Source organism: Catenibacterium sp. GCM10023432 (assembly GCF_042651925.1).
GTDB classification, from domain to species: domain Bacteria; phylum Bacillota_I; class Bacilli_A; order Erysipelotrichales; family Coprobacillaceae; genus Catenibacterium; species Catenibacterium mitsuoka.
Genome location: NZ_JBHSEB010000076.1, coordinates 17420 through 37006, shown reverse-complemented (window position 1 = coordinate 37006; position 19587 = coordinate 17420). Strand labels below are relative to the sequence as shown.

The following is a 19587-nucleotide window of genomic DNA, read 5'->3' as shown; positions in this document are numbered from 1 at the left end:
CATCTCCAGAAGACAGCTTCCTGAGTGCCTTGCTCTGGATGAAGTGTACGCCTTCAAGTCTCATGACAGTAATTATGTTTGTGTGATTGTAGACTACCTGGACAAGAAGATTGTGGATGTACTTCCATCCAGACGCAAGTATGATCTGCTTAATTATTTCATGCTCATTCCACCGGAGGAGCGCAACAAGGTTAAATATGTCTCATTTGACATGTGGGAAACATATAGAATTATCACAAAGCATGTTTTCCCCAGTGCAATCTGTATAACTGACCACTTCCACGTAATTCAGGAATTAAATCGAAGGGTAGATAGAGTAAGAATCCGCGTTCAGAACAGATTCAGAAAGACTATTAACACTCTTAAACCGAAGGAAAATAATAAAACTATCACCCCTGAAGAAATAGTAGAACTCGAAGAAGCATCCAGATACTATTATGTATTAAAAAAATTCAATTGGCTGCTTTTTTCAACCAACAAAAAAATATTAGATGTCAACGTCGATAGAAAATTCAATCGTACGCTGAATAGATATCTCAACTATAGCGAAATACTGGACTTTATGCTGGCCATTGATGATGAACTAGAGGATGCATTCTATCTAAGGAATGATGTTACCTATTTCTATGATCACTGCACTTATGACACTGCAAAGAAACAGCTTGAGAAGATTATAATTGATTTCAGAAGCAGTCCTATTGCAGAGATGAGTCCGTTTGCGAATACTCTTACTAACTGGAAAAGAGAGATCATCAACAGCTTCATAATTGTGGATGACAAGGCAAACAGAAAGATGAACACTGCCATCGTTGAAAACAGAAACAAGTCTATCAAACTAATCAAGCATGCCTCAAACGGCTATCTGAACTGGGAGAGATTTCGCAATCGCATCCTTTATACATTAAATGAGGATACAACCTTCTATTACACAAGTATCAAAAAGGATGGCAAATAATATGAGTAAGGTATTTAAACTTATTGTTGATGAGAGTACTGAACCAGTAATACTTGAGGAAGACTCAGTTTTAGAGGATATTCTTATTCGTCTGGAGTCTATTTCTCAACGAATTGATGATATTCAGTATCCCCTAATAAAAAATAACGATAAAGACTCATCGTTAGATTTAGATATTTCTGAAATAGACTTCTAGAGCATAAAAAAGTATGGGGTGAAGCTCACCCCATACTACGTGATAATTAAAATTTGGGAAACCCCTAGTTATTTTAAATTACCCTTAATAGTTCTGTTTGAGATACTTTCTTACTGATGAAATAAAGTGTAGTGACCCTGTTATAACAAGCTGATCATGTTTAAGTAAGGCTACTTTGATTGCCTCCGCAAAGTGAGGCACTACTGTTACGGTACTGAAACTGCGATAATCCTCAAAATCAGACGCACGCTCATCATTAAATGAAGTGAGATATATTGGATAACCTGCTTCATCAATAAGTTCAATCATTTCATCCACATCTTTATCCTTTAAACAAGAGAAAATAAAGACAGTATCTTCAGTACGCATATACTGCATTGTTGTTAAAAGAGCTTTAACACCATCTGTATTATGTGCACCATCAAGAATTACCTTATGTCCTGCTACATTCATCATTTCGAAACGACCATACCACACTGCTTCTTCAACAGCTTTTTCAGTTGTTTCTTCATCAAGATTAATCAACTTATTCGCAATTGTGAGTGCTAAACGTGCATTTGCAACCTGGTAGATTCCTTGTTTTTCTAAGGTAAAGACCATATCACGATAACGAAAATGGAACGGATAACGTGATACCTGATATTCCGGCACAACAACCATTGTCGCACCCATGGCATCACATTGCTCCTGTAATCTTGCAAGAACCATTCCTTCCACTTCACTTGTAATAAAATACTGTCCTTCTTTGATGATTCCCATCTTTTCATTAATGACATCATAAAGACTTGGGCCAATCTGATCTAAGTGATCGTTACCAATATTAGTAATTGCACTGATAATTGGCTGAATCACATTTGTCTTATCATTGGCGCCGCCAATACCGCACTCAATAATACGATAATCTAAATCATGTGAAGAGAAGTAATCAAGCATGATTAAAACATCAATTTCAAACATGGATAAGTTCTTTTCTTCAATCACTGTTTCATATTTATTAATAAGTGCAAGAAGATCTTCATCACTAATAGGCTGATCATCAATACGAATGCGATCATTATGCTTAATCATATAAGGAGAAGTAAATGTTCCTACATGATATCCATGTGCATTCAAAATGCTTCTTAGATAGTTGACTGTAGATCCTTTTCCGTTCGTACCGGCAACATGAATCATATTCTTCTGTTTTGTATTAATGTCTAACTCTTCTAAAATTCTCCTAAAAGATTCAATTGTATTCTTATGTCTTTTAGATTCAATATATGCGATTGCTTTATCTATATTTCTAAACATCAGTCAATCCTCCAATCTATAGGTTCAATTCCTTGACTTACAAGAAATTCATTTGTACGAGAAAATGGCCTTGAGCCGAAGAACCCACGATGGGCACTTAAAGGAGATGGATGTGCGCTTGTAATAACGCAATGCTTTGTTGTATCAATCATACTTGCTTTATTGGCAGCCTGACGTCCCCATAAAATGAAAACAAGAGGCTTTTCACGTTTATTCATTTCTTCAATAATATGATCAGTGAAGATTTCCCATCCTTTACCTTTATGAGAATTCGCACATCCTTCCTGTACTGTTAATACAGTATTCAATAAAAGAACCCCCTGCTTTGCCCATGATGTTAAATCTCCATGATTGGGAATATCAATACCTACATCGCTGTGAGCTTCTTTATAAATATTTACAAGTGAAGGTGGTGTGCGTACACCTTTATTCACACTAAAAGCTAAACCATTGGCTTGATGAAGTTCATGGTAAGGGTCCTGTCCAATAATAACCACTTTAATATCTTCATAATCACAAAAATTAAATGCATGCAGTATATGGTTATGAGGTGGAAATATTGTTTTTGAAGCATATTCTTCTTCTACAAATTCATGTAACGCTTTGTAATAAGGCTGCTGTGCTTCATTTTCTATAATTGATTTAAATGTCTTCATGGAAAATAAACTTCTTAATCAATTCTGCAACTACACCTTCATTATTATCTGCATGCGTTGTGTAGTCACATGCCTTCTTTACATCTTCAACTGCATTACCTGCTGCAACAGATAGACCTGCTTTTTTAAGCATAGCCATATCATTATAGTTATCTCCTACTGCAATTGTTTCTTCAATCTTAATACCTAGCTTATCTGCAAGATCCTGTAATCCCTGTCCTTTATCTACGCCTTCTCGATTGAATTCCATATAACGGTTAGAAGAATAGCTTACTGCACATCCTTTGGTAATTTCTGTCATCTGAGGCTCTAAACTCATTAAATAAGGCACATCCACATTCTGATATAGAATCTTCGCAATAGTCGCATCCTTTAAGAAATCAACAGTGTTTTCTTCAGGATAAACAACTTCAAGTTTCTGATTCTTCAATCTTTCTGCTTCAGATTCACTTAAGTTATAAATATAAAGTGTATCATTTGTATAAACATGAATACAGACATCCTGTTTCAGACCAAATTCAAAGATTTCCTTCATCTTATCAAACCCTAAACCATTGAATTCAATAATACGATTTCCTTTATTTTCAGTTAATGCACCACCATTGAAGCTTAAGACATATTCTCCTTCCATATCTTTTAAGCCTAACTGTGTCAATTCTGGCTGAATCTGCATATAACCTCTTCCTGTTGCAGGTACAAACTTCACACCACGTTCCTTCACTGCCTTTTGAATCCAGTAAATGTTACTTTCTGGTACAACATGATCATCATTTAATAAAGTTTCATCTAAATCACTTGCAATTAACTTATATTCCATCTCTTATACCCCCTTTAATACAAATTTTTCAATTACTTCCTTCACTGCACCTTCATCAAAATTCTTTTCACAGACATAATCACTGATTTCTTTAATATCATCATGAGCACAGCTCACGCAGGCTCCTAGTCCTGCTTCCTTGATCATTGATACATCATTGTAATTATCACCAATCGCAATCGTATCCTTGATATCAATATTCAAATAATCTGCAAGCCACTTTAAACCCACACCCTTATTAATGCCAATCGCATTGCATTCTAGATAACGATCAGAAGAGAAAGTGAGTTCTACTTGATCTCCAATATCCTGATACATCTCATCACGTAACTCCTTAAGATAATTAATATCTCTCTTTACCAAAAGAATCTTTGCGATAGATTCATTTTTTAAGAATTCCGTCTCATGATCATATATCACCTTCATTGGTGTTTTCTGTTCAATCTTTCTATTTACTTCAAATTCATCTGGGTTATAAATATAACAACAATCTAAAGTAAATACAAGCATACAGAGATTTTTTCTACATCCATAGTCAAAGCATTTCTTTAATAATTCATAATCAAGACCCTGGAAATGAAGAATCTTAAAGTATTTATTCTCTACAACAAGCCCACCATTAAAGCAGATAGAATACTCACCTGGCATATCATATGTACCAATTTCTTTAAGAATATCCCCAATCATTCTATGAGATCGTCCAGTGGCTACTACAAAACGCAAACCATGCTTTTTAGCTTCACGTATTGCCTCCTGATTAAATACAGGAACATGCTGACCTATAAGAAGTGTTTCGTCTAAATCCGATAACATCATTTGATACATAATTATTTTCCTCCATATAAATAAAACATAAAGACTGGTACTCTATTTCTCCAGCAGGCTTCACTATGTACATCCTCTTCGAAGACACGATACATATAATGAATGCCTTTCTGTCTTATTAAATATTCTATTTCATTATTAGACCATAAATAGTCCTGACTCAATGACTCATCATCATAACCTTCTTTACCACCTACATCAAAATAAAAGCGTTCAAGACCACTTAAGTCACTTGTCTTCACTAACTCAACAAATTCCTTCTGATAAAGCCAATATGCTGTTGATATTGCAGCACCTTTATGAAATACATCGGGATGCTTCATACAGGCATAAGCAGTGATTACTCCACCAGAAGAACTTCCTACCATAGCAGTATTATCTTTAATAGTTCGAAAGCGTCGATCTATAGAGGGCTTCAAATCATGAATCAGCCACTGACAATAGTCTTCTCCTTTACCTTTAATTATCTCATGAGAATCATCACGCATTAATGTACCACTTTCAACATCCCATGGCCCATATTCACTTGCACGGCCATATTCACTAAAGACACAAGGAATAGCCACAACTATGACCTTCATCCCACTTCTTTTTAAATAATCCTCCATACCCCAGCTTACTTCAATATAAGCCTGATCATCAAAAAAGGCATTCTGACCGTCATTCATATAAAGAACAGGATATCTCTCTTCACTTTGATAATAATCATCAGGAAGATATACAATTATATTTTTATCTCTACATTTATTATAAATCTTTTGAAACATATAATCTCCTTACAAAAACAAATAAGCCTCATGCTTATTTGTTTTCCGGTAGAATAATCACTTCTTCACCATTTTTAGAAAATATATAATGACTACGTGCATAACGTACTACATAATCACTATCATTCAAACTATCTACTTCTTTAGCAAGCTTTGCTTTTTCTTTCTTTAATTCCTTCTCTTGTACAACAAGTTTCTGATAAGTGGCCTTTTCAGCCTGAATATGCTGTACTTTTGCGATTAAAGTATAAATGAGAAATGCGGAAATCACAATAAAGACTAATCCATATATATTACCCATTTTTCTTTTCTTTTTAGCCATTCGAGTCAACTCCTTAACTAATCGCATTATACCATTATTCTGCGATTAAAAAAAGAACCTTACAAAAGGCTCTTAGTAAATAGTTTCTTCTTCTACTTTTTCTTCTTTAATAATTTCATAAAGAGAAGATGCTTCATCCTTTAATACATGATCTTTAAGCATCAATACTTTCACTGTTAAGATAGTACGTCCAAAGCTGACTTCTATTTCATCACCAATTTTCACTTTAGTAGCAGGTTTAGCTACTTTACCATTTACTTTAACACGTGATGCTTCACTTATTTCTTTAGATAATGTTCTTCTCTTAATAATACGTGATAACTTTAAAAATTTATCTAGTCTCATTATTTATCCTCTTCAAATAATCCATTCGCAAATATAAAATCAATATCTTCTTTCTTAAAGAAGTCATACTGTTCTTTTTCTTTAATTGTCCAGGCACCTATTTTAATATGTCTACTTTTTAAATCTACTATTTCTTCATGTGTTAAATAAGAATAACGACTATGAATACCATCTAAATGATGATCAATCACCTGCTGCTTACACTTCTTATAACCTCTTAGTACGATTAAGGCATAATAAGAATCAGGCATTAAAGTACGCATATTTAATAATCTTTCTAGACTTGTAGAAGAAAAATAAATACGATCTGTCATATGATGCTTCATAATCACATCTCTTAGTTTTTCTTCAAGACCACTTGATACAGTATCCTTGATTTCTATATTCAATAATTTATCGGTAGAATCAAGTAATGTCAAGAGAGAATCAAGCGTAGGAATCTGTTCTGTGATATCCATCTTATTATTATAATTATATTGACGTGCTTCATTAAATGTCATATTTCTTAAAACACCTTTACCATCACTGGTACGATTGATCTTATCATCATGTAATAACAGAAGTTCGCCATCTATTGTCATCTGTACATCTGTTTCTATACCTTCAAATGAAGAATTTACTGCTTTTTCAAAAGCAGACATTGTGTTTTCTGGAAATAAATCACTATACCCTCTATGTGCTAATCTTTTCATTATAATCACCCTTTCTAACAAAAAAAGCCAGCGTTCAGGTCACTGGCATGAGGCAGTTGAAGAGAATCGGCAGGTGCTTATGTTCTCTTCCTAATCCATTATAACATCTTTCTGTAATAAAGATAGTCATAAAAGGTTAAATATAGATTAAAAGTGTTTCCGTGGAAATCTTTTATTTTGGCCATTCTTTACTGCACAAACGATTTGAAGCAATCATTCCGATGACTAATACAAGGAATGAGAAATCAATTCCTTTAGGGAATAAAACATTTAAAATCAATGCAAAGAATATGCTGAGTAATGTAATATTTAATGATTTAGAAGAGATTTTTCTCTCTTTATATATCTTATATTGCATCTTGATCTGCAGGAATGCCAGAACAAGCGCAACAACCGCAACTAAGCTATCGATATAGAAATTGATTAAATACTTCTGATTGATGAACTCTTTGACAAACATAAGAGCAATATAGGAAGTCATGGTTCCTACCATCATAGAAACCATGAGCTTCTCTCTATCTTGTTGAAACTTCATTAGCGTTTAATTTCTAAGCTATGAGTAGATGTTTCCTGAATATGTGAATCAAATAATGCCTTCATTAATGTGATTGCATAGTAAGTATCCTTGATACCAGCAGTTTCATATGATGAATGCATTGCAAGCTGAGGTAAACCGATATCTACAGCATTCATAGAAGCCTGAGCCATAGCGATATTACCTAATGTACTTCCTCCAGCCTTATCTGAACGGTTAGCAAAATACTGTAGAGGTACATCTGCCCCAGATGCAAGAGCCTTTACAACTGCCATTGATACACCATCACTTGTATATTTCTGACCAGCATGTGACTTAACTACAACACCTTCATTCATATAAGTGCAGTTAGTTGCATCAGTATGTTCTGGATGGTTTGGATGTACGGCATGTGCATTATCTGCAGAAAGCATGAAGCTTGATGCAAGTGCACGGTGGTAATCTTCTTCAGTCTTACCTAAAGCACTGTTGATACGAGTTAATGTATCTCTTAATAATGTAGAGTCAGCACCCTGCTTAGTTCCTGAACCTACTTCTTCGTTATCAAAGCAAGCCATGATATCGACAGATTCATCGTTATAACCAGCAAGTAATGCCTTTAATGAAGCGAAACCACACTGTAAATCATCTAAGTGACCTGCAGAAATGAATTCTTCATTAGCACCCCAGATAGATGGAGCCATACGGTTGTAAAGATATAAGTCATGTCCTAAGATGTCTTCTTTCTTTACACCTAATTCATCAGCAATAATCTGTTTGAAGTCTTTCTGACGATCATCACCAGCACTTAATAATGGAAGCATATCTACCTGTAAGTTATACTTGAATCCATCATTAGCAGCACGGTTCATATGAATAGCTACATTAGGAATCATTAATAAATCACGATCAATATTTAATAACTTAGTAACAATGCTGTTACCTTCAGATACTAATACACGACCAGCAATTGATAGAGGACGATCTAACCAAGTAGCACATAACATTCCTCCATATCCTTCAGTATTCAACTGAGTATACTTATTCTTTACTTCGATTTCCGCATTTTCTTTAACCTTGAAAGTTGGTGAATCTGTATGTGAAGTAACGATGTTGAAACTGTAATTATCTAATTTTGTACCTACTTTAAATGCTAAGATACTCGTATTATTTCTTGTTACATAGTACTTACCACCTGGTACGATATTCCAGTGTTCACTTTCTAATAATTCTTCGAATCCATCAGCATTTAAGATCTGACGATAGTTTTCTACTGCATGGAAAGCAGTAGGACTTTTTGATAAGAAATCTAATAATTCTTTTGAAGTTTCCTTAAACATTTTTATTATCTCCTTAATTGATATAAAAATATCCTTCTGGCCCTGCCAAAAGGATATTTTTATATCATTTATCTTTTTCCTTCACGGCGTTCTTTTTCTGCAAGTTTAGGCATGATTAATCCTAAAGCACAAAGAACTACAGGGGCAATTACGTTTAATGCGAATGTGAATGGATCTTTGTCATACATACCAAGTACACAGCAAGCACCAGTTACGATAAAGCACCAGATACCGAAGAACTTAGCAACAGCCTGATTCTTAACGAAACGATAATCTGCTGGGAACTTGTCCAAAGCCTGACGTAAAGCAATATAAGCGGCAAATACCCATAAGTAACGCATTGGCATACATACTGAGTTAAGTTTATTTAACTGTTTTAATACGGCAGCTGCACCAGGAACGAATGACTGGATTAAGATGATTGAACCAGAAAGTACAACAACTAACTTAATACCGTTAATATATGCACCATACTTGTTCTTCTTGAATAAAACAGATGGGATATATTCTCTAGTTTCTTCGTTATCTAATAACATTCTAAGTGGAGCATCAATACTTAATACTAAAGTAGAGAACTGACCAACCATGTTACATAATGCGTAGATAACTAGTAATGCATCACCCATATGATAGTATTCACCTAATTTCTGGAATGACCAATAAGCTCCGTTAGCAACATAGCTTTCGAATGCCTGTTCAGAAGCATTGATCATCTTAGGATCGAACATCATACCCATTGCGAATGTACCTAAGATAGCACATACACAGACCATGATAGCAAGTGCAATCATACCTTTAGGGAATCCCTTTTCAGGGTTTTCTACCTTGTTTACATATGGTGAAATCTTTTCACATCCACCAACTGCGAATACTAAGATAGATAATGATGTGAAGTACTGTACATTGAACTGTGGCACGATGTTTTTAAAACTAAAGTCCATATGTACATAACCACCATTAGGGTTGATAGCTGGTGCTGCGAACATCATTAAGATATAAAGGATTGACATAACAAACATTGAAGTTCCTGCTAATGTAGCAAGTTTCTTTAGTGGGTTTAATCCACGGCTTGCGATATAGCAGAAAAATAAGAATACAGCAAGTGTAGCTAACTGAACATAGATAGTTGGTAAGCTATCATAAACCGTATGGTTTCTGAAGATTACCCAGCTAAGAGCCTTTAATCCACCAGTACCTTTACTTGCGATATAAGTGATGTGACAAGCCCAATAAGTGAACCCTGCATAATATGCAAGTTTAGGACCCATTGTTTCCATGATCCATGAGCTGACACCCCCACCGGCATTTTTAAATGCTGAACCAAGTTCACCAACCATAAGGGCATATGGTACGAAGTATAAAGCGAACATTAAAATCCAGCTGAATATAACCTGGATACCGTTGAAGTAAACGAAACCATTTAGTACGTTACCAAATCCCCAAACAGTAGAAAATGCCATAAAAGCCAGGGTATACCATTTCATTTTTGAGTTTTCCATACTTTCCTCCTTAAATATTTTGTGTAAAAATTAAAACAATCTTTTTATGCCTCAATAAGTATACCAAATTTTTCACATAAATACCATACTTTTATATGTACAAAACACAAATTTAGATAAAATTATAGCGATATTTATGGTGATGTAGTGAAATATTGTTTTAAGTAACTGTTTCAATTAAGTGCGCAATAATAAATTATTCTTATTGTTCTAATTTATCAACATTTTCAAATAATAAAAAAAACTATTCGTTGAGTTCTCAACAAATAGCTAAATTTATTAAGCGTTGATTGCACGCGTGATAGCTGGAACAACCTGCTTCTTACGAGAGATAACACCTGGTAAGTTTGCTTCATGTTCAACTAACTGTACATTGAAGGCATTTTCTACATATTCTGGATGAGTACCAGCAACAAATACTTCACTTGTTGCATTGATGACATCAGTTAATAATAGAACTGCTGCATCAAATCCATTTTCAACACATAGATTTTCCATATATTCAAGCATTTCACCCTTAAGTGGTGCAAAGCCATCGATATCCATAGTGTTAACCTGAGCGATACCTACTTTTGCATCACCAATGTTGAATACCTTGTAATCCTGGTTATAGATTTCTTCAATAGTCTTACCAACTAATGAAGTACCAGCCTTAAACATTGCAAGACCGAATTCCTCAGCATCTACACCAGCGATTGAAGCTAATTCTAAGGCGATTTCCTTATCAGTCTTTGTACAAGTTGGAGATCTGAATAATAATGTATCAGAGATGATAGCCGCTAACATTAAACCAGCCACATTCTTAGGAATTTCAATACCCTGTTCTTTATACATCTTTGCAATGATTGTACAAGTACAGCCAAGTGGTTCTGCTCTAAACTGTAATGGACCAACAGTCTGGAAATCAGCCACTCTGTGGTGATCAACTACTTCTAGGATTTCAGCTTCTTCGATACCTTCTACAGCCTGTCCTCTTTCGTTATGGTCAACAAGGATCATCTTCTTATGATCACCAGTAATAACCTGGAAACGAGAGATAGTACCTACTACCTGATCATTTAAGTCAATAACAGGATATGAATGATATCTTGTTTCACTCATAACTTCTTTTAAGTAGTCAACAGTATCATCTGTAGAGAAGCATGTTAAATCACCCTTCTGCATAACATATTCAACAGGTACTGCCTGAATGATCTGCTGTGAAGTCTTGAATGTAGTGAAAGCAGTAGTCACTACGCTGACACCTGCGTTCTTACATTCTTCTAGAACTGATTCTTCTAAGTGTAATGAGTTAGTAAGGATGATTAAATCAACCTTCTTCTTCAACATTTCACGAATACCTTCAGTTCTGTCACCGCCAGTAATGATAACATCATGTTCATTGACATGATCAATAACTTCCTGAGAGTTCATACCAGTAATATGAAGACTACCCTTGATAGTACGTAATTCAGGGTTTAAATAAACAATCTTCGCATCTAATGTATCTACAACGTTTTCGATTGGAGTATGTGCATTCTTTAAGATATCTTTATCCCAGTCTTCCATATAACCTTCAATAATGTTTGTAGAAGATAATAAACCAAGAAGATGAGAATGATCATCTAATACTGGAGCGCTCTTTAAGTTCATCTGGCACATTAATGACCAGGCAGTTCTTAAAGTGAGTTCTTTAGAGAAAAGAGTCACCTGATCATAATCAAGATCTTCTACTTTCTGTTTAACTGATTTTAATAACTGTGGTGTATGTGCATTAAATCTCTTTAATACATACTCAGTTTCACGGCTTACTTCACCAAGTCTTACTGGTACTGCCTGTCCGTACTTATGAGTTGCATTTAATAAATATGAATAACTGATGGCCGCACAAATTGAATCTGTATCCGGATTCTTATGACCACTTACGTAAACTAAATCCATGTTTTTCCTCCTATACTTTCTTTAAATAACGATAAATTGTTGGTTCAGAAACATCTAACTTATCTGCAACTAGGGCAATTGCACCTTTTACTTTAAATGTTCCTTTATCCTGTAAGTATTTAACAACTCTGATCTTTTCTTCTACTTTTAATCTTTCTGCATGAACATAAGATGGAACTCCCATATTCTGCATACATTCATTGATGTATTTTTCTACCATCTCATCAAGTGGAGAAGATAAGATTTCGATTGGGCTATCATATTTGAATTCTACATTTGTATTATCTTTAATGCCAAGAATTCTTCTCATCGCAGTTTCAATATATTCAAAATCTGTGACGTTAACGTTAATACAAAGCATACCAACAGGATAAACATTTCCTGGTTCCTTGATCCAGTATGTTGAAGATTTTAACAGTTTACCATCAGGTCCTGCTGTTTTGTAGTTCATGACATAGTCACCTTTTTCATACTGTTTTGTTTCTAAATAATGAACAGATAAATTTGAAAGCTTAGCACCAACTTCTCTGCCAGAAATCTCTCCGTTTGCGATAGCAACAACTTCCTGTTCAGGAGATGTGAGATCGTGTAAAGCTATTTCAACATTGTCCCCTAACGCAACACCTAAGAATGGGACAAGCGCTGCATAGGGTTCTAATAATTTATGCATTATACTTCCTCCTTTACAACAGAGTATTTTATCATAATAAAAAAAATCAGTAAATTATTATTATCATAAAATAGATTTTTTTTATTTAAACTAAAAAAGACACCAATTTGGTGTCTATATATTATTCGAATAGTATTTTTTAATAACATTAAGTGTGAGGGCATTGTTTTCTACTATTTCACCATAGAAATATCCACTTGGCTTGAGTGTTCTTTTATAAGTTTCATGATCAACTGAAGCCAAACCAAATGCAGGTGTATAAGTTCCCCATTCCCAGTTATCAAGCAAGGACCAATGAAGATAACCTAATACTTTCACACCGCTATCCATCGCCTGCTTGACAGCCTGTAGTACAGCCGCAATGTAAATGATACGATATTTATCATTCTTGCAAGCAATACCATTTTCAGTAATAAGTACAGGCTTATCTTTTAATCTATTTAAACAGTGATAAATGACCTCAGGACAAATATCATCACTAAAATATGGAACATCCAAACTGTGAATACTGCTTGCTTCATAGCGATCAAATCTAAACATTTCTTTTCTACTATTAATCAATTGTCTAGTATAAACATTCACCGCCCAGAAATCACATGTTCCCTTTAATTCTGGCATATAAATAGCATCATGGAAGGGAACAACAATCTCTCCTGTTCTTATTGCATGCAAGAAGAATTCGTTTTCCATATAATCAATATAATCTGCCATGATCTGATCCGGTTTATCTGTAACACCTCTCATTGGTTTCTTTTCTGCATAGTTCATTGGAGATGATACAGGCTTATTAGAATATTTCTTAATGACATGATATGCCTTGGCATGATACTGAAGCAAATTAATACTTTCTTCAATTGTATATTCGAAGACGATGTTCATCTCATTGAGGATCAACCAGCATTCTACATATTCATCATATTCTGGTACAACCTTTTCCACATATCTTAAGAAATAGTCAAGATTATCCATAGTTTTAAATGCACCTAACTGGTGAAACCAAACAGGATGTGAATTATGATGAAGTGTTAAACATACTTTAATGTTATTCTTCCTTAATTCTTTCAAGACATCTCTATAATGTTCAATCTCTTTTTCATTAAACTGCCCTTCTACTGGTTCAATACGTGACCATTCCAAAGACATACGATATGAGTTTAAATGCATCTTCTTTAGTAATGCGATATCTTCTTTATACATTTCATAGCTATTACATGCACGTCCTGCCATTTGATAAGGTACACCACCGTAAGCAAACTTAGGTGCAGTCTCCTTATCATCATAAAATGAATTGTTGTTACCTTCAATCTGTTGTCCCGCAGTAGAAGCACCCCATAGAAAATCTTCTGGGAATGTAATATCTGAATATTCTAGTATATTAATCATTTACATTTTCTTCCTTCATTTTATTTTCTTCTTCTAATGCCTGTTTATCTAACATCTTAAAGAATGGATACCAAACAACACATGACAAAACAACTGCAACAAGTTCATAGATACCTGCACTAATGCTTCCATTTACCATACCATGAATAAATGGTGGAAGAGATCCTGTTCCAAGAATACCAATATAAGGTGCAATGATATGAAGCTTCATGAGTAAGTAACCTACAGATGACACAACGATTGGACATACAATAAATGGAATGATTGTCATAACATTTAACATTAGTGGTAAGCCAAAGATAACTGGTTCATTGACACTGAAAATTCCACAAGGGAGAGTAATTTTACCAAATGCTTTATATCTTTCACTCTTAGCTGTAAAGAACATCATAATAACTAAACCAATTGTCGCACCACAACCACCAATACAAGCTAAATCCCATAAACCAAAGTTAATAGTATGGACAATCCCATGTCCTGCAGCAAGTGAAGCTGTGTTTTCTGACATATAACCTAACCAAACTGGAATAAGAATTGGTAAAACTGTCTGTGATCCATGAATACCGAAGAACCATAATATTTGGGCAATTACTAATAATAAGATAAATGCAGGGAAACTTCCTACTAGAGACTGCAATGGTGTCTGAATGATTGTATAGATAAAATCATTAAATGTCTTAAAATGAGTGATAGAGAAACCATATTTTATAAGACCAAACACTAATACAATGACAACTGCTGGAATTAATGAAGTGAATGAATTGCTGACCATTGGTGGAACACCTTCTGGCATCTTGATTGTAATATTCTTATTCATAAAGAACTTCATAATCTGAATGACAATCAATGAAACAACAATTGCTGAAATAACAGCTTTTGGTCCAAAATAAGCTGCATTAAACATATTAGTCGATACCATACCTTGTTGTTGTACAGTAATAGGTGCTAATAGAATGAATGTCACTAAAGATATTACTCCTGTATTAAATGCATTCTTTTCAATGCCATAAACCTTAGCCCCATTATATGCAATAGAGAATGCCATAAATAAGCCAATAAGCTCTGTAGTGACATTAGGTACAAAATTAATGATAGTCAATAAGTGTGTTGCCTTTAAGAAATTCTGATAAGGTGACCATGTGATAGAAGTTAAAACCGAAAAAATTGCTCCTACCATGATAACACCTAGAAGTGACATAGAACCTCCTGATACTGCCTGCAATGCTTTAATTCTAGATATTTTATTTGCAACTGGAATAAATTTTTCTTCCATGAATTGTATAAACTTGTTCATAATTATTCTCCTTTAAGCCCATTATTCTCAATAACATTCTTATACCAATAAAAACTGTTCTTCTTAATACGTGCACATGATTTTACATCTGTATTTGTACGATCTACATAAACAAGACCATAACGTTTATTAAAACCTTCATGTGAACTGACAACATCCAAGAATGACCAAGGACAATATCCAAAAAGCGGATACCCTTCTTCAATCAGCTTATAACACTGATTAATATGTTTTGTCAGATAATCAATACGATAAATATCATTAATTGAACCATCTTCTTCTATTTTATCTGTATAAGCCATACCATTTTCAGTAATAATCATTGGTAATTCATATCTGTCATAGAGATTTCTAATTCCAATATATAGACCATCTGGATCAACTCCAAAATGCATCCATTCTGTTGGTTTCAATTTTTCATTATTCACAACATAGAACTGATCACTGATATAGAACGGTGGCATTCTTGTACATTCATCATCTGGACGTTTTGCTCTGACTGTGCAGCTTGCATAATAGTTTACACCAATGAAATCTGGATGATTCTCTTTAAGATAATGGAAATCTTCTTCATTCATTTCTGGATAAAAATCTCTATCCTTCAAATATTTTGTAAAGTGATGAGAGTAATGCCCCTTAATAGATAAATCAAGGAAACTCCACTGCACTTCATCCTCTGCATTCTTTGCAGCAAGCACATCTTCTGGTGCGGACGTTGCTGGATAAATCACCTGCATCGCAACTACATGTCCAATTTTTCCATCAGGAACCATTTCTTTAAAATAACTTGTTGCAATTTTTTCAGCTAAAGTCATATGATATGACATCTGATATAGATTCTTTTGTCTTAAATGTGGATCTTTTTCAAGATTCATATTCATATCATCTGGTGCCGTAGCACACATCTGTTCATTGATGGTTGCCCACATTTTAACCTTCGATCCAAATTCTTCAAAACAGATTTTGGCATATTTTACATATGCATCTACACATTTACGACTCTTCCATCCTCCATACTTTTCAATCAATGCATAAGGCATTTCAAAATGATAAAGTGTTGGAAACGGCTGAATTCCATTTTCAAGAAGTGCATCAATGAGTTTATGATAGAAATCCAATCCTTTCTGACTGACATTTTCACCATCTGGCATGATTCTTGACCAAAAGAATGAAAAGCGATAGACTTTCATCCCCAGTTCTTTCATCAATTGCACATCTTCTTTGACATGATGATAATGATCCGAGGCTGTTTTATAGTCTGCCAAACCATCTGGTATATGACGCATGTCGCTATTCGCTATACCTCTTTCTTCATTAAAACCGCCTTCTACTTGAAAGGCACTTGTTGAGGCGCCCCATAAGAAATCTTTAGGAAATTCTTTGTTTTTCATATTCTTTTTCCTCCCACAGATATCTTAATACAAAGTGAACTCATTTTTTTCGTCAAAAAAATGCTGAAGATGTCATATTCTCCAGCATAATTTCAGTTTATGAAATTTTTTATATATGTGAGTAGTTAATATAGTAGTAAATGATAATCAACTCAATGGTGTACATCAAAGTAATACGCCCTTCAGTATTACTATTTGTCTTATTACAAAGAATAACTTCATCACATGCACTAATAAGCTTACCAACCGTAATCATAGATATAGCCACAATCTTACATTCTTTTTCTGTCAATATATCAATAATCTCTGTATTACGATAAAAGAAACTTCCTTCTAAAGAGATGATGAAAACAAGAGAATGTGGTGCAAGTCTTTTCGCAAGTTCTAATTGTTTTTCATCAGAAACACCTAATTGAATTAAACGATTCAAACTTGCCATCTTATTTTGGAAATGAATACCTACATAATTGGCATATTCTAAACCAAATAAAGCAATTTCCTTCGCCTGATAGATCATTTCACAAACTCTATTCAATTGGCGATAATCTATATGGTCAAAAGTGAATTGTATGTTCTCAATGACATTTTCTGTATATCTTTGATAAATGGGCTTTAAGTCTTCAGCAGTTGCCATATTGATACGTTTAGAATAATCTACATCAATAGTCAAAGTATTATCTATATCATTCTTAAATTGTTTATAGCTATCATACCCAAGTGTTCTCACAAATCTTGTAATAGATGAAGACGACACATAACACAAATCAGCTAGATCAAAAATAGTCAATTATGGAATCTTATTATAATTCTGTAATATTGTCTTAGCAATATCCGCATTCACTTCTTTACCATCGCCATAATTTACAATACTTAATAATCGAGACATGATTGAAATACCTTTTGGCATAATAAACACCTCCATTTCTCTATTTTACTAAATCAGATTATTACTTTACAAGTATGAAAAACACAGGAATCAAAAGATTCTGATTCCTGTGTTTAATAATAATGCATAAGTTGCAATAAAATTCAATATAAAACTAACGATTCCTGTAATCAAACATGCCTTTGCCTTTTTAGGAGTCATTCTTCTTTTCATAAAGAAGAAGATAACACCCATAAAAGGAAATAAGAATGAAATGATACATAATCCAACAGAGGCACGATCTTCTTCATAATAAGGACTTGTATAGCCATTACTAGAAGCATAGTCTTCCATAGTTGTGTAGTCTGTTCTATTTTCTAATCTTACAGGTTCTCCACAATTAGGACAGAACTTTGTACCTGCCTCTAATTCTTTACCACATCGTGTACAATACATTTATTCACCACTTAATTTTTCATCAATAGCTTTAGCTGCTTTTTTACCAGCACCCATAGCAAGAATTACAGTAGCAGCACCAGTAACAACGTCACCACCAGCCCATACGCCTTCTTTAGATGTATGGTTAGTTTCTTCTTCAACAATGATACCGCCCCACTTCTGGCAATCAAGACCAGGAGTAGTCTGTCTGATTAATGGGTTTGGAGACTGACCGATTGCGATAACAACTGTTCCACAATCAATAGTGAAGTTAGTACCTTCTTTTGCAATTGGTCTTCTTCTACCAGATGCATCTGGTTCTCCTAATTCCATTTCTACACATTCAAGAGCCTTAACTGCACCATTATCACCATGAACAGCAACTGGATTAGTTAATAACTTGAAGATAATACCTTCTTCCTTAGCATGATGTACTTCTTCAGCACGTGCAGGAATTTCAGCATCACTACGACGATATACGATATATACGTTCTTAGCACCAAGTCTCTTAGCAGTTCTTGCAGCATCCATAGCTACGTTACCAGCACCTACAACACATACTGTATCAGCTACTTTTACTGGAGTAGGATGGTTAGGGAATTCATAACCCTTCATCAAGTTAACACGAGTTAAGAATTCGTTTGCAGCATAAACGCCATCAAGGTTTTCACCTGGGATACCCTGGAAACGAGGTAAACCAGCACCAGCACCTACGAATACAGCATCATAGCCACTTTCCTGTAACTCATCAATTGTGATAGAACGACCTACTACAACGTTTGTTTCAAACTTAACACCTAAGTCTGCAACACCATCAATTTCAGCCTGTACTAAATCTTTTGGTAAACGGAATTCTGGGATACCATAAGATAATACACCACCTGTTTTATGTAATGCTTCAAATACAGTCACATCATAACCACGTTTAGCAAGTTCACCAGCACAAGAAATACCTGAAGGTCCTGAACCTACAATTGCCACTTTCTTGCCATTCTTTTCAATCTTAGTTTCAGCTGGCTTGCCATGATCTCTATGGTAATCAGCAACGAATCTTTCAAGTCTACCAATCGCAACTGATTCACCCTTAAAGCCTCTTACACACTTACCTTCACACTGGTTTTCCTGTGGACATACACGACCACAGATAGCAGGTAAAGCATTTTCTGTAGTGATGATTTCATAAGCTTTTTCAAAATCACCATTCACTACTTCCTGAATAAACTGAGGGATAGGTACATTTACTGGACATCCCTCTACACAGCGAGGCTTTTTACAGTTTAAGCAACGAGTTGCTTCTTCCTGAGCCATTTCTTTTGTATATCCTAAAGCAACTTCTTTAAAGTTAGTTGAACGAATTTCAGGTTCCTGAGAAGGCATTTCTACCTTTTTATTTGACATATTAGGCATA

General features: G+C 34.6%; 21 protein-coding genes. 2 read left to right on the top strand and 19 right to left on the bottom strand.

What is annotated here, in order from left to right:
- Both ACFOZZ_RS10325 and ACFOZZ_RS10320 read left to right on the top strand, forming a co-directional pair.
- Positions 1-955, top strand: a 955-nt coding sequence (locus ACFOZZ_RS10325; RefSeq protein ID WP_376815198.1) for a transposase, incomplete at its 5' end; no start/stop codon positions are given.
- 1 nt (position 956) lies between these two features.
- Complete coding sequence (locus tag ACFOZZ_RS10320; RefSeq protein WP_376815197.1) at positions 957-1151, top strand: hypothetical protein; 195 nt, start codon at positions 957-959, stop codon at positions 1149-1151.
- An 84-nt stretch (positions 1152-1235) separates the two neighbouring features.
- On the opposite strand, the gene ACFOZZ_RS10315 is transcribed toward ACFOZZ_RS10320, so the two are convergent.
- The 19 genes from ACFOZZ_RS10315 to gltA form a co-directional block, all read right to left on the bottom strand.
- Positions 1236-2441, bottom strand: coding sequence for a bifunctional folylpolyglutamate synthase/dihydrofolate synthase (locus tag ACFOZZ_RS10315; protein WP_286696727.1), 1206 nt, complete (start codon positions 2439-2441; stop codon positions 1236-1238).
- The gene (locus ACFOZZ_RS10310) at positions 2441-3097 is read right to left on the bottom strand and encodes a uracil-DNA glycosylase (protein WP_278780023.1); all 657 of its coding nucleotides are present in this window, start codon (positions 3095-3097) and stop codon (positions 2441-2443) included. The genes ACFOZZ_RS10315 and ACFOZZ_RS10310 overlap by 1 nt, the downstream gene beginning before the upstream one ends.
- The gene (locus tag ACFOZZ_RS10305) at positions 3084-3914 is read right to left on the bottom strand and encodes a Cof-type HAD-IIB family hydrolase (RefSeq protein WP_055233862.1); all 831 of its coding nucleotides are present in this window, start codon (positions 3912-3914) and stop codon (positions 3084-3086) included. Before ACFOZZ_RS10305 ends, ACFOZZ_RS10310 begins: the two co-directional genes overlap by 14 nt.
- A gap of 3 nt (positions 3915-3917) precedes the next feature.
- Positions 3918-4739 (bottom strand): Cof-type HAD-IIB family hydrolase, encoded by an 822-nt coding sequence (locus ACFOZZ_RS10300; RefSeq protein WP_055233861.1) that lies wholly within the window; start codon positions 4737-4739, stop codon positions 3918-3920.
- A 2-nt stretch (positions 4740-4741) separates the two neighbouring features.
- Entirely contained in the window at positions 4742-5506 is a 765-nt protein-coding gene (locus tag ACFOZZ_RS10295) for an alpha/beta hydrolase (protein ID WP_376815196.1), read from the bottom strand.
- A gap of 34 nt (positions 5507-5540) precedes the next feature.
- Positions 5541-5828, bottom strand: coding sequence for a septum formation initiator family protein (locus ACFOZZ_RS10290; protein ID WP_055233859.1), 288 nt, complete (start codon positions 5826-5828; stop codon positions 5541-5543).
- A 72-nt stretch (positions 5829-5900) separates the two neighbouring features.
- The gene (locus tag ACFOZZ_RS10285; RefSeq protein WP_006505749.1) at positions 5901-6173 is read right to left on the bottom strand and encodes an RNA-binding S4 domain-containing protein; all 273 of its coding nucleotides are present in this window, start codon (positions 6171-6173) and stop codon (positions 5901-5903) included.
- Entirely contained in the window at positions 6173-6865 is a 693-nt protein-coding gene (locus ACFOZZ_RS10280; RefSeq protein WP_376815195.1) for a glycerophosphodiester phosphodiesterase family protein, read from the bottom strand. The genes ACFOZZ_RS10285 and ACFOZZ_RS10280 overlap by 1 nt, the downstream gene beginning before the upstream one ends.
- Positions 6866-7037: 172 nt before the next feature.
- Positions 7038-7370: a hypothetical protein gene (locus ACFOZZ_RS10275; RefSeq protein ID WP_055233857.1), complete on the bottom strand. Its 333-nt coding sequence runs from the start codon at positions 7368-7370 to the stop codon at positions 7038-7040.
- Between the two features lie 29 nt (positions 7371-7399).
- Entirely contained in the window at positions 7400-8719 is a 1320-nt protein-coding gene (locus tag ACFOZZ_RS10270; protein WP_055233856.1) for a M18 family aminopeptidase, read from the bottom strand.
- A gap of 68 nt (positions 8720-8787) precedes the next feature.
- A complete protein-coding gene (locus ACFOZZ_RS10265) occupies positions 8788-10218 on the bottom strand; it encodes an amino acid permease (protein WP_055233855.1) in 1431 nt (476 codons plus the stop codon).
- Between the two features lie 279 nt (positions 10219-10497).
- Complete coding sequence (locus tag ACFOZZ_RS10260) at positions 10498-12138, bottom strand: putative manganese-dependent inorganic diphosphatase (protein WP_055233854.1); 1641 nt, start codon at positions 12136-12138, stop codon at positions 10498-10500.
- Between the two features lie 10 nt (positions 12139-12148).
- Entirely contained in the window at positions 12149-12808 is a 660-nt protein-coding gene (locus tag ACFOZZ_RS10255; RefSeq protein ID WP_279147485.1) for a helix-turn-helix transcriptional regulator, read from the bottom strand.
- 114 nt (positions 12809-12922) lie between these two features.
- Complete coding sequence (locus ACFOZZ_RS10250; RefSeq protein ID WP_279148374.1) at positions 12923-14191, bottom strand: glycoside hydrolase family 1 protein; 1269 nt, start codon at positions 14189-14191, stop codon at positions 12923-12925.
- Entirely contained in the window at positions 14184-15485 is a 1302-nt protein-coding gene (locus tag ACFOZZ_RS10245; protein ID WP_278780013.1) for a PTS sugar transporter subunit IIC, read from the bottom strand. Before ACFOZZ_RS10245 ends, ACFOZZ_RS10250 begins: the two co-directional genes overlap by 8 nt.
- A gap of 2 nt (positions 15486-15487) precedes the next feature.
- Entirely contained in the window at positions 15488-16876 is a 1389-nt protein-coding gene (locus ACFOZZ_RS10240; protein ID WP_376815194.1) for a glycoside hydrolase family 1 protein, read from the bottom strand.
- Between the two features lie 109 nt (positions 16877-16985).
- The gene (locus ACFOZZ_RS10235) at positions 16986-17663 is read right to left on the bottom strand and encodes a MurR/RpiR family transcriptional regulator (RefSeq protein ID WP_376815193.1); all 678 of its coding nucleotides are present in this window, start codon (positions 17661-17663) and stop codon (positions 16986-16988) included.
- 189 nt (positions 17664-17852) lie between these two features.
- A complete protein-coding gene (locus tag ACFOZZ_RS10230) occupies positions 17853-18197 on the bottom strand; it encodes a zinc-ribbon domain-containing protein (RefSeq protein WP_055289821.1) in 345 nt (114 codons plus the stop codon).
- On the bottom strand, positions 18198-19586 hold the full coding sequence (gene gltA / locus ACFOZZ_RS10225) for an NADPH-dependent glutamate synthase (protein ID WP_278779362.1): 1389 nt from the start codon (positions 19584-19586) through the stop codon (positions 18198-18200).
- Position 19587: the final 1 nt, after the last annotated feature.